This window comes from Flavobacterium sp. KH_035, assembly GCF_057839565.1.
The window spans coordinates 4789593-4803207 of record NZ_CM174492.1 but is presented as its reverse complement, the minus strand read 5'-3'; the positions used below and the strand labels follow the sequence as shown (position 1 = coordinate 4803207).

Genomic DNA, 13615 nt, shown 5'->3' with positions numbered 1-13615 from the left:
ATTAACCAATATTTATTAACTATGAAACATTATTACAGATTACTCTTTTTGTTACTGTTTCCCTTGCTTGCGTCGGCCCAACCAGCCCACGGTAAAAAAGTAGTAGGGTATTATGCGCAATGGGCAATTTATGCCCGGGATTTCAATGTTCCCAAGATAGACGGGAGCAAGATAACCCATTTGAATTATTCTTTTTACGGGACAACTTTTGACCCTGCCCGTCCGGAGAATACAAAATTAAAATGTTTGGATACCTATGCTGATTATGAGCATACGGAAGGCGGAATTCCATGGGATGCTCCTGTAAAAGGGAATTTTTATGACTTGAAAAAGTTGAAAGAAAAGTATCCGCATTTAAAAATTTTAATCTCTGTTGGAGGATGGACTAAAGGTCAGGATCTTTCTCCAATTGCCGCAAGTCCGGTGGCAAGAGCTGCTTTAGCTGCGGATATGGCAAACTTCATTGTCACTTATCCGTTTATTGATGGATTTGATATCGACTGGGAGTATCCTCTTATGGGAGGAACAGACGGTACTGAAATTGTGAACGGAATACCGGTTCCTCCACAAAAATACCATCCGGATGACAACAAAAACCTGGTACTTTTATTAAAAGCCATGCGTCAGGCAATGCCTAATAAACTAGTGACTATTGCAGCCGGAAACAATGTTCGAAATGTGCCTAAACAATATTTAGGGCCAAACAACAGGGCACAGTTTGGAATGACCGAAGATATTTCAACGTACTGTGATTACATTACTTACTTTGGATACGATTTTGGCGGAAACTGGTATGATAAAACATGCTATAATGCTCCTCTCTATGGAAGCGGAAACCCGAATGATCCATTATATGGAGCAACTCAGTCAGAATCACTGGATGAGTTGACGAACATCTATTTGAATGTAGTTGGTTTTCCTGCCAATAAATTAATCATGGGATTGCCTTTTTACGGTAAAAAATTTGACAACGTTGCCAATAATGGAACCAATCCAAATCTTCCGGGGTTATTTGTTTCTGCACCAAGATATAATGTTGCAGGCTGTACAAATCCTCAAAACCCAACAGGAACCTGGGATGGGCCGGCAGCTTGTGAGAAATCCGGTAGTATCGAAATTTGTGGTCTGGTTGGAAATCCAGTTACCAATTCGCATGCTTTTTTAGATCCAAATACCATGTTAGTTACGCCAACGGCAGCTGCTGCAGGTTGGGTAAGGTATTTTGATAACACGACCAAAGTTCCTTATTTGTACAACAGTAGTTTGAAACAGTTTATCAGTTATGAAGATAAACAGTCAATGGATTTAAAAGTACAGTACATCAAATCTAAAAATCTGGCCGGTGGTATGATTTGGGAATTATCTCAGGATACCAGAGGCTCTATCCCTAATTCACTTTTAACTCAGGTAGATACTTCATTTGGAAGTATTGTTCCGGGAACAGTAAGCATTGCCGGCTCTGTAAAAAATGGAACTGCTTTAGTGACTGATGTAACAGTTGAATTGCGCAACGCCAGTAATGTAGTTTTGCAAACCGTAACTTCAGCAACGGGGAATTTTACATTCAATAATTTAACATCTGGTCAAAATTATAGCCTTACAGCGTTAAAGGCAGCTTATACTTTTACAGCTGTTAATTTAACTAATGTAACGACTAATCAAACTGGTGTAGTGATTCAGGGAACACAACCTTTGTATACTGTGAGTGGAACGGTTTTAAGTAATACTACGCCAACTACGCCAATTTCGGGAGTTACAGTTACAGCAACTTCCGGTACGACCGTTTTAACTGCTGTTTCTAATGCGACGGGAGCTTATAGCATTACAGGTTTAACTGCTGGACTAAATTTTACAGTTACAGCTGCTAAGACTGGTTTTCCATATACTCCAGCGTCGACAGTATATAATGCGATAGATAGTAATAAAACGTTGAACTTTACACAAGGTTCTCCAATTGTATATTATACCGTTAGTGGTACAATTTTAAACGGAACTACACCAGCTTCAGGAGTAACTGTTACAGCAACTTCTACAGGAGCAACTGTTACGGCAATTTCTACTGCGAGCGGTTATAGTCTTAGTTTGCCATCAGGAGGAAATTATACCATAACGGCTGCGGCTCCTGGTAAAACCTATACCCCGGCTTCAACGGTTTATAGTAATTTGATAGCTGATAAAACTTTAAATTTTGCCGAATTTAATGTTGGAACAAGTAAAATTAGCGGAACCGTTAAAAATGGTACAGTTCCAGTTGCAGGAGCTAAAGTAGAAATCATTTTACCTTGGACTGACAATACACACGGATGGAAAAGCGTTTTGGCGACTACAGATGCACAAGGAAATTATAGCTTTGCCAATTCAGTTGTAGATGGATATACTACTATTTCGAGTTTGAAATTGAATGCTTGGCAAAATAACGACGTTAATTATTTTCCAAATAATCTGACCAGTTTTGCTGTTCCGGCAACTCCACAGGTTTATAACTTCAATACGAGTGCTACTGCAAGAACATCATCTTATGCCATAAACGGAAAAGTTTTAAACGGAACTACTCCGGTATCAGGTGCTATAGTTTCGGCTGTTTCGGGTACAACAACTTTAACGGCTACTACAGCTGCTGACGGATCTTACTCTTTTGCAAATCTGGCTTCAGGATCTGATTATAAAGTAACGGCTGCCAAAACAAATCTAACATTTGCTCCAGTATCAGCAGTTTCAACAACGAATTCAGGGAATAAAACACTGGATTTTACACAAAATTTGGCCAGTACAAATCTAATTAGCGGAACCGTTAAAAATGGTTCAGTTCCGGTTTCAGGAGCGAAAGTAGAATTAGTTGTGCCTTGGACCGATAATACACACGGATGGAAAAGTGTTATTGCAACAACAGATGCTCAGGGGAACTTTACCTATGACAATTCGGTTGTAGCAGGTTATGCACAAGTTTTAAGTTTAAAGCTGAATGGATGGGAGAATAATGGAACTAATTATTACCCAAATAATTTGGCAAATTTTGCAATGCCAACGACACCACAAGTTTATAATTTTAATACACAAGCGGTGGTTGTGACTAAACCGGTGGTTACCATTACAGCGCCAACAGCTCCGACAATTGCTATAAATTTAGGGTCAGCGATTAATTTTGTTGCTAGTGTTGGATTAAGTGCGGCTGACGCCACTACAATCTCGTCAGTTTCCTTTAGTTTAGATGGACAAAGCCTGAGTGCTATCAATTCTTCGGGAACTTATACCGCGATTTGGACACCAGTAGCAAATCAGTTTTCGCTTAGTCATACATTAACGGTTACAGCTACTGCATCAAACGGTACAACAGATGCAAAAACATATAATTTTGTATTAAACTGTTCAGGTGCAAACTGTCCAAATACATTGCCTGTAGTTACTTGGAATTCACCATCGAATACTACTGTATACCAAAATACTTTCCAGGCTGTTCCAATTTCGGTTACAGCTGTTGATAGTGACGGATCGGTTTCGGGAGTAACTATTACAATAAACGGAGGTACATTCAACATGACAGCTGGTACAAATAATACCTATGCCTATAATTTTACACCAGCTGCTTATCAGGATTATCCGGTTGTAATAAAAGCAACCGATAATAAATCTGGGGTAACTACATTAAACAATACCATTAAAATTGCTCCGGTGGGTACTAATAGATTTATTCCACTTCCATCTAAAATTATTTTAGGATATGCACATTCCTGGGAAAATGCTGGTGCTCCATTTTTATATTTTTCTCAAATGGTGGGAAGTAAATTTAACGTAGTTGATTATGCTTTCGTAGAAACCGTTAACCGTGATGGTTATACGCCAGTATTAACTACTAATGATGCCAGATATTTGACCAATGGAGTTTTCAATAAACAACTATTGAAAAATGATATAAAATCTTTAAGAGATAGTGGCGTTCCTGTTATTGTTTCTATTGGAGGTCAAAATGGTCATGTTGTTTTGGAGAATGTAAATCAAAAAAATATTTTTGTTAATGGTCTGAAAGCAATTATTGACGAGTATCAATTTGATGGAGTTGATATCGATTTTGAAGGCGGATCGATGAATTTTAGTGCAGGAGGTTTAAGAGATATTTCTTATGCGGGTATTTCTGCTTATCCAAGATTAAAAAACGTAGTAGATGCTTTCAAAGAATTAAAAGCGCACTATGGCCCTGGGTTTTTATTAACTGCAGCTCCGGAAACACAATACGTACAAGGAGGATATTCTACCTATAATGATACTTTTGGTTCGTTCTTGCCAATCATTCAAAACTTGCGTAATGAATTGGATTTGTTAGCGGTACAATTGTATAATACAGGAGGAGAAAACGGATTAGATGGTCAGTACTATGGTTCAGCTAAGAGAGCAAACATGGTAACAGCCCTAACTGATATGGTAATAAAAGGGCATAACATTGGTACTACAGGAATGCGTTATGATGGTTTACCGGCCTCAAAAGTTCTTATTGCATTACCGGCTTGTCCAAGTGCAGCAGGTAGCGGTTTTATAACGCCGGCTGAAGGAATTAATGCGATGCATTATTTAAGAACCGGAACCACTTTTTCAGGAAGAACCTACACCATGCAGCCAGGCGGACCATATCCTTCTTTAAGAGGTTTAATGACTTGGTCTGTAAACTGGGACTTTTCTTCTTGTGGTAATTCAGCTGAATTATCTAAAGCGTATGCGGCTTATTTTGCAGGACAGACAGCCGCAAGAACATTGCCTGAAGGAATCGAAACAAAGAGCAGTACAGTAGCTTATTTTAAAAACGATGCATTAGCTGTTTCCAGTGAAACTGGAGATATTGCTCAGGTTGAGGTTTTCAATACTATTGGACAGGCATTGATAAGTCATAAAAATGTTCAGAATAATAAAGAAGTACTGCTTCAGAACTACAATTTCTCTATCAAACAATTATTTGTGGTTATTGTAACGGACAAAGCAGGAAATAAAAAATCATTCAAAGTAATGAACTTTTTAAACTAAAGATCAGTATAGAAGAATGAAAATTACAGAAATAGAATATTGGAACGGTTAAAATTGAGTTTGGTTATTTATTTTTTAATCTAATTTTTATTTCGAATAAATGCTTCGAATTCAGGTGATTTGTTATTTGGTTTTCACCTGAAGGAGAGCATTATGAACCTGACAGTTTTTGCTGTCAGGTTTTTTTGTTTAAAATGATTTAATCTTAATGTTGATATAAAGGACACGGATAAAACGGATTTGCTATCGCAAAGACGCTGATAAAAACGGATTTTTAAAATCAGTGTAAATCCGCGTTTTCGTGAAACGAATCTGTTTCATCTGCGTCACAATCTTTAAAAAAAACTTTGCGAACCTTGCGAAAACCTTGTGTCTTTGCGGTTAAAAAAAACTTTCACTACTTTTGAAATCAAATACAATTATCTCAGAATCCATGCAGAAATTTATCAGCCTAATTACACTTCTTCTCTTTTTCGCCATAAGTACTGCTCAAACCAATTTCGGATCCCAGGAAGTTGATCCCATTCAGATTCAAAGAACTTTTAACGATTGGTCTGCCTATCAAAGTAAAAATATTATGCTTTCGAGAGATTTCATAGCATTGGACATCCTTTCTAAAGAAATTTCAAAAGAATCTTTTTTGGACCAATTGGCCAATGGAAATTGTATTCCAATTAGATTAAAATCAGAAGATTCTAGATACTATTATAAATTATTCGAGATTCAGGTAGGTTCAGATACCAGTATAAAAGCAACTATCAACCAGATTGGCTTTGATGCGCTTAAGAATTATAAAATGGAAGGAACTCCATTTCCAAAGTTTTTGTTTAAAGACTTGAATGGGAATCTGGTATCAAATGAATCGATGAAAGGGAAAATAATTGTTATAAAATGCTGGTACATCCATTGTACTCCTTGTATACGGGAATTTCCACAGGTGAACCGTCTGGCAGAAGAATACAAAGACCGAAAAGATATCGTTTTTATGAGTCTGGCGGAAGATGCTCCGGAAAAACTTAAATTGTTTCTGGCAAAGAAACCTTTAGCTTATTCTGTAATTTCAAATATGAAAACATATATGAATGAAGCTTTACAACTGAATTCATTCCCAACTCATTTTATTTTAAACAAAGAGGGGATGATTGTTAAAGTGCTTCCTAATTTTGAGAGTTTAGAAGTCGCCTTGGCTAAGGAAAGTCAGATGTGATTTGTCAGATGTAAAAAGTAAAAAGTAAGATGTGAAAACTTAGTGTGTTTAATGAAGCGACCTATTTCACAATTAACATCTCACATTTCACAATCAGCATTTCACAAAAAAACATCTTACAAATAACATTTCACAATACAAAAAACTTAGAGCCTTTACATCTTTGCAACTCTGAACCTTTTTTCATACTTTTGCACAAAATTAATTAAAAAGACATTCATGTTAACAGTCAATAATTTATCAGTTCAATTTGGCAAACGAATTTTGTTTGACGAAGTAAATACTACTTTCACTCATGGGAATATTTATGGAGTTATTGGAGCCAACGGTGCTGGGAAATCTACTTTTCTAAAAATCATCTCAGGTGATATCGATCCAACTTCGGGGCACATTCATTTGGAACCGGGAAAACGTATGTCGGTTTTGAACCAGAATCACAACATGTTCGATGAGCATACCGTTTTGGAAACTGTTTTGATGGGGAATAAAGTTTTGTACGCTGTTAAGAAAGAAATGGATGAACTTTATCTGGACTACAACGATAAAAACGCAGACAGAATTGGAGAACTACAGGTTCAGTTTGAAGAAATGAACGGATGGAATGCAGATTCTGACGCTGCTTCGATGTTGTCTAATCTAGGAATTAATGAAGAACATCATTATACTTTAATGGGTGACTTAGAAGGGAAAATTAAAGTACGTGTGCTTTTGGCGCAGGCACTTTTTGGAAACCCGGATTTGCTTATCATGGATGAGCCTACCAACGATTTGGATTTCGAGACAATCGCCTGGTTAGAGAATTTCTTAGCAAATTATGAAAATACTGTAATTGTAGTATCTCACGACCGTCACTTTTTAGATTCGGTTTGTACACATATTTCTGATATTGATTTTGGAAAAATAAACCATTACTCAGGAAATTATACTTTCTGGTACGAGTCCAGCCAATTGGCAGCAAAACAACGTGCACAGCAAAACAAAAAAGCAGAAGAAAAGAAACAGGAATTAGAAGAATTTATTCGTCGTTTTAGTGCGAACGTTGCCAAATCAAAACAGGCAACTTCTCGTAAAAAGATGATTTCTAAATTGAATATTTCAGATATTAAGCCTTCAAGCCGTCGTTATCCAGCGATCATTTTTGATCAGGATCGTGAAGCAGGAGATCAGATTTTGAATGTAGAAAATTTAGAAGCTTCTGTAGAAGGAGATCTTTTGTTTAAAGGAGTAAACCTGAATATGGCAAAAGGTGATAAAATTGTTCTTTTCTCTAAAGATTCACGTGCTACAACAGCTTTCTACGAAATTTTGAACAACCAACAAAAAGCTGATGCAGGAACTTTCGATTGGGGAATTACGACTAATCAGGCTTATTTACCGGCTGAGAATCATTCTTTCTTTGAAAATGATTTGACTTTGGTAGATTGGTTACGCCAATACGCCAAAACAGAAGAAGAGCGTGATGAGGTTTTTATTAGAGGATTCTTAGGGAAAATGATTTTCTCAGGAGAAGAGGCATTAAAAACAAGCCGTGTATTATCAGGAGGAGAAAAGGTACGTTGTATGTTGTCCCGAATGATGATGGAAAGAGCCAACATCTTAATGCTTGATGAACCAACGAATCACTTGGATTTGGAGTCGATTACAGCGTTTAACAACTCCTTGAAAAATTTTAAAGGTTCCGTGATTTTTACCACACATGACCACGAGTTTGCACAAACCGTTGGTAACAGAGTAGTAGAATTAACACCAAACGGAGCAATTGACCGTTACATGACATTTGACGAATACCTGGATGATGAAAAAATCCAGGAATTAAGAAAGAAAATGTACAATTTGTAATTTTATAATTTATAATAAGAGAGATCCCGTTCGCTATGTGAACGGGATTTTTTTTATGCTTATTTTTTGCCAAACACTTTAGCGAAAATGAATATAAGTATCGCAATAATGAAAATAACGATAAATATTCCGAAACCCATTCCGGCTTTAAAAATGTCTCCGATAACTTCACAACTCGTAAATGAAAATAGTATCACGAATACCATTAACAAACGTTTAATTATATTTTGCATGACTTTGAGTTTTTAAGAATCTAGTATTCTAATTCGTATACCTTAAAATTACACCAAACAATAAAAAAGATCTTACATAATTTGATTGGAAAGTTCTATGATTTAGATTAACACCAATTGTACTCAAAAGGTTAAACAACTTTACAATAAAGATAAGTAAAGATAAGGGAAAGGTAATGTTCTCTTAAAAGCTATTGCATTTTGGTAGAATACTTTTGTTTGGTCTAAAACAAAAACAACGTATGAAAAAACTTTACTTTCTATTCCTCCTTCTGGGGCTGAGTTATGCCTCGAAAGCACAAACCTTATTTCCTTATTTACAAAATGCGACACCGACATCTATTTATGTTAACTGGAAAACGGACAGTAATCCGGAATCTATTGTAGAATATGGGACGACAGCCACTAGTCTTAATGTTACCGTTACCGGTAATACAAATGTTTTTACAGATTCTGGTTATCCTGGGAATTATTTCTATCATAGTGCGAAGCTGCTAAATCTTTCGCCGAATACGAAGTATTACTACAGAATAAAAACCGGAGCAGATGTGTCTTCGGTTTATTCTTTTAAAACACTACCCAATCCGGGACAGGCTGCCACATCAAATGGACACATCCGGTTTTTGATAATGGGGGACAACCAGTTGAAAGCTGTGCCGCGTTATGATTCCTTGGTATCAGCTGCCAAAAGAAAGATCAGACAGAAATGGGGAAAAGACGCATCTCCGGATGATAATATCTCTATGACTTTTATGGTTGGAGATCAGGTGGATGTAGGAACTTTAGATCACTACGAAAATGTGCATTTTAAAAAGAACAGAGGTTTGTCTGGTAACGTACCAATTCAGACCACTGTAGGAAATCATGAAACTTATGGAACACTTGGTATGAACTCCTATTACGATCATTTTTATATAAGCGAACTTTCGTATAAAGGTATTTCGTCAGGAACAGAGAATTACTATGCACAACAAGCCGGTAATGTTTTGTTTATTAGTTTAAGTTCAGAGCATACCGGAGCAGCGCAGCTAACCTGGCTGCAACAGGTTCTTGCGGCAGCAAATGCTGATCCTACAGTAGAGTGGATCTTTTCCCTAAGTCACAGACCGTATCAGGCAGAACAGTATGTGGGTGATATTTCAACATGGGTTCGTAATACTGCCGTTCCGTTACTGGTAACATCTCCAAAATATTCGATGCATATTGGGGCGCACCATCATCTTTATCATAGAGGACAGTTGAAAAATACACCTACTTATAATATTATTTCAGGAGGTACAGCCTGGGATCAATATTGGGGATCTTCTACAGAGCAGGATTTTGATGACGTACAAAAAACAATTTGTAACTGGATTTATCAAATTGTTGATATTGATGTTGCAAACGGAAAAATGGATATCGAAAGCTATTCGATAGGAAGTGTTGATAAATGGAAAAACAACCAATTGATGGATGAATTTCACCGATATAAAAACAAGGCCGCACCAACAAAACCTTCGATCACGAATACTTTTACAGCGACAAGTACTTTACCGTTAACCGTATCCGGGTCAGCTTATAGTACCAGTACAGATGAGAAATTAAACACCAGTCAATTTCTAATTTCTCAGACACCAACTTTCGATATTGTTAAGAAAGAAGTATACCGTGATTTCGAAAATTTATACGGAAAGTATGGAACCCGAAAAGATTCAACCGTAAATGTTAATCTCGGCGTAGATATTACAAAAATGGATTTGGCTTCTAATTCACTTCCAAATGGTAAGTACTATGTAAAATTAAGATACAGAGACCGCAATTTGGAATGGTCGCCTTGGAGTGATGTTCAGACTTTTACGATTACCGGAAGTAATACCGTAAATACGGCAATAGTTACAGATGCTTTGACCTATTTGCAAAGTGCAGCTATAAAAGTTGATTATACGGATGCTCCAGCCAGTACCTCGACCTGGATCGGGTTGTACAAAGAAGGACAGACGCCGGGGGCTTCTACGCCATCACAAACCTGGAAATATACCGATGGCAGTACAAGTGGTTTTATTAATTTCCCTAGCGGACTGGCGAATAAAGGACGGTATTATGCCGCAATATTTTCAAATGGAGGATATACTGAAATTGCACCCCGTAAGTATTTTTATGTAGGACCGGTTCCGGTGTTAACTACTGATAAAACCGAGTATTCTGTTGGTACTCCTGTGATTGTTAATTACAGTAATGGTCCGCAATTGGCAAAAGACTGGATTGGGATCTACAGAATGGGTGTTAATCCGGGATCCGGAGTTACAGCAACAAGCTGGCAATACGTTACAACCGTTGCAGATGCTAAATCTTTTACTGGACTGCCAAAAGGGTATTATTATGCCGAGTATTATTTACAGGATGGATTTAATGCGATTGGGAATAAGGTTTTCTTTAAAATTGGCGCTGTAGTTACCGAATTATGGATCAATAAACCAGTTTACGATCTTGGTGAACAAATTACAGCTTCCTGGACGGATGCTCCGGGAATTGTAAAAGACTGGTTGGGAATTTACCATGAAGGCGATAATCCTAATGAAAAACCGTTGGTGAGTTATACTTACTTTGAAGGGCTTTCTGAAGGAACTAAAAATATTGTTGCTCCGGAATTACCTACGGAAAAAGGAAAATACTTTTTAGTTATGTTTACCAATGATTCATACAATGAAGTATCAAACAGAGTTACTTTTGAAGTAATCGATCCGCATTTGGGTAACGATGAATTTAAAATTGATAATGGTTTGAGGGTGTATCCAAATCCAACGAATAACAATACAGAAACTTTTATTCAGTCAGAATATCCTATTGATGAAATAGAAATTTACAGCATGGAAGGGAAATTATTATATGCTACAAAAAATGTAAACAATAATAAGTTTTCTCTAATCAATCAGGATTTACCAAAAGGAGTTTATATTCTAAAAATACATTCCCGTAAATTGTTTACAGCTAAACTAATTGTGAAGTAACAAACAAATAAAAAATATCAAAATCCCATTTGCCACGGCGAATGGGATTTTGTTTTTTAGATAAGGAGATCGCACGAAATATTAGAACAACATTTCAATAAGCTGAATTTTATTTCCACAGGTATCATCCAGTATGGCAATTTTTACATTTCCCATTTCTGTTGGTTTCATGCTAAATTCAACCTCAAGACTAATTAGACGGTCATATTCCTCCTGAAGATTATCAACGTTAAATTGGGTGTATGGAATTCCGGCTTCAAAGAGTGCTTTTTGATAGGTTTTGGCCGGTTCGAAATGATTTGGCGATGGTTCCAGTAAAACTTCAGTTCCGTTTAGTTCGTCTTTAGCAACAACGGTTAGCCATCTGTTGTTTTCGCCCAGAGGTACGTCATGCTTTTTTACAAAACCTAATTTCTTAGTATAAAACTGTAAGGCCTTTTCCTGATCCTGAACTGGAATTCCGATTACTTTTGCTCTCATAATCTATAGTTTTAAAATGAATGGATACAATTTTGATGCATTTTAATTAGCGGGCTATTTTTCGCATAAGAGTTTCAAACGGGCCATTATTAAAGCGTTTTGCCCAAAGACTACTAAAGTAATAACTGAGTACAAAATATGCAATTGAAAACAGTAAAATATAAATTGGTTTTGTCGCTTCCTGATCGGTTGGATCTTGGGTTAAACTCCTGTTCATCAGAAAAGAAAATAAAATGATCCCGATAGTAAGATGTGAAATATAGTGTGTTAGTGTCATTTGACCTGTTGGAGCAAAATCTTGTACGTATCGGTTGTCTCCTATTTTTTCTCCGATGTACATAAAGAAGGCAATCAGCATCAGAGCAAATCCGGATGTACTTAACATAAAAGGGAGGTATGGAGGGAGGTAGTCCGCATTGATAAATAAATGTAAATCCTTTGAAAGTGCAAATTGGCCGGACAATAATTGAAGTAATGCTATCGATACATACACTAAAAATCCAATCCTAAACATTTTTTTTTGAACCTTTATACTACTCCAGTTTAGTCTTCCGAGATACATTCCTAAGAGAAAATAAGCAATCCAGGGAAAAACAGAATTCCAGTCATTATAAAAGGTGTTTCTGATAAATCCGTTCAGGGTGTAAAAATCATTGTATTGAAAAGAGGCAATGTTCCAGCCCGTTTCATAGGGGATGATAAGAATTAAAAAGTGAAAACTAAAGACCGCCACAGCAGCCAGAAGCAGAAAAATTTTTTTGTTTAAAAAGAGTATAAAAGCAATTAGAAACATATAGCAGCCGTAAAAATGTAAAATATCGGCGGGCCAGATCAGGTTAAGCAAAAGCCCGATGATAAATAAAAAACCTGCTCGTTTGAGGATCGTATTTCTCAGCTTGTTTTTCTCAACAGGAGTATATTCAGCTCTGTTGGTCATAAGCGCAATTCCCATTCCTGCCAATATCACAAATACGGAGCTCGAGTTACCGCTAAAAAGAGACATAAATTGTGCAACGGCACTTTGGTCGTTATGGGAGCCAAAAACCATATTGAAATTAACAATAAACATTCCGAAGATGGCATATGATCTTGCCAGGTCAAATCCTACGATTCTTTGTTTCATTTTTTTATATTTTATGAAACAAATGTCGAAATGAAAAATCGCGAGAAATTTGACTTAGGTCAAATAATACATTTAAATCCTGGACCGGATCCTGCTTAGTGTTTCCAGCGATATTCCCAGATAAGAAGCAATATGGGTAAGCTGTATGTTTTTAATAATATGCGAATGTTCTTTAATTAATTTAAGGTAGCGGGTAGTAGTGTCCAGTGTACGAAACTGAAAGAGTCGGTCTTCTAACCAAATTGCGTAATACTCGGTGAGCATTAAATCTAATTCTGTTAATTTGGGGAATTGTTTCTTTGCGTTCTGAAATCCTTTAAAGTCAGTTTGTGAAATGGTGATATCTGTGACGGCCTGAATGAATTCTTTGCTTGGCTTTTGCAGACAATAACTATTAAAAGATACCGCTATATCATCTTTAAAATATAATTCTGTCGTGATTTCTTTTCCATCATCGAGGTAATACTTTCTGGCGATTCCTTCTTCTATAAAATAACTTTTGGAGCAAATTTCATCTTGTCGTAATAAAAACTCTCCTTTTTTTAACGTCTTGGTAGTTGAGATACTATTTAAAACGGCTAAGATTTCCAGATCAAGGCTGTTTATAAAAACATCTATTTTTGTTAGATAAGAGTTCATTCTTTTTTTTGGAAATATTCGTTTTTAAGAGAGTTGTAATTACTGGTTTATTTTAGATTGTTGAGGTGTAAGGAAATGTACCACAGACATGGAATAG

8 protein-coding genes are annotated in these 13615 nt (G+C 36.5%); 5 read left to right on the top strand and 3 right to left on the bottom strand.

All coding sequences use genetic code 11. The annotated features are described in order from the left end of the window. The first annotated feature begins 21 nt into the window (after positions 1–21). The 5 genes from chiA to AC3IS6_RS19460 all read left to right on the top strand — a co-directional run bounded on the left by chiA (position 22) and on the right by AC3IS6_RS19460 (position 11276). Positions 22–5010: a T9SS-translocated chitinase ChiA gene (gene chiA, locus AC3IS6_RS19480; protein WP_489161809.1), complete on the top strand. Its 4989-nt coding sequence runs from the start codon at positions 22–24 to the stop codon at positions 5008–5010. A gap of 403 nt (positions 5011–5413) precedes the next feature. Beyond that, positions 5414–6217 (top strand): TlpA family protein disulfide reductase, encoded by an 804-nt coding sequence (locus tag AC3IS6_RS19475; RefSeq protein ID WP_489161807.1) that lies wholly within the window; start codon positions 5414–5416, stop codon positions 6215–6217. 219 nt (positions 6218–6436) lie between these two features. Further along, a complete protein-coding gene (locus tag AC3IS6_RS19470; RefSeq protein ID WP_489161805.1) occupies positions 6437–8056 on the top strand; it encodes an ABC-F family ATP-binding cassette domain-containing protein in 1620 nt (539 codons plus the stop codon). Between the two features lie 87 nt (positions 8057–8143). Next, entirely contained in the window at positions 8144–8305 is a 162-nt protein-coding gene (locus AC3IS6_RS19465; protein ID WP_489161803.1) for a hypothetical protein, read from the top strand. Between the two features lie 226 nt (positions 8306–8531). Next, the gene (locus tag AC3IS6_RS19460; protein WP_489161801.1) at positions 8532–11276 is read left to right on the top strand and encodes a fibronectin type III domain-containing protein; all 2745 of its coding nucleotides are present in this window, start codon (positions 8532–8534) and stop codon (positions 11274–11276) included. Between the two features lie 81 nt (positions 11277–11357). Here the strand turns inward: AC3IS6_RS19460 and AC3IS6_RS19455 are convergent, their stop codons facing one another. From AC3IS6_RS19455 to AC3IS6_RS19445, 3 genes are all read right to left on the bottom strand, one after another. Continuing rightward, entirely contained in the window at positions 11358–11756 is a 399-nt protein-coding gene (locus AC3IS6_RS19455; protein ID WP_489161799.1) for a VOC family protein, read from the bottom strand. 46 nt (positions 11757–11802) lie between these two features. Next, a complete protein-coding gene (locus AC3IS6_RS19450) occupies positions 11803–12879 on the bottom strand; it encodes a DUF418 domain-containing protein (RefSeq protein WP_489161797.1) in 1077 nt (358 codons plus the stop codon). Positions 12880–12951: 72 nt separating this feature from the next. Continuing rightward, positions 12952–13518, bottom strand: a complete 567-nt coding sequence (locus tag AC3IS6_RS19445) for a Crp/Fnr family transcriptional regulator (protein ID WP_489161796.1) — start codon at positions 13516–13518, stop codon at positions 12952–12954. Positions 13519–13615 lie beyond the last annotated feature (97 nt).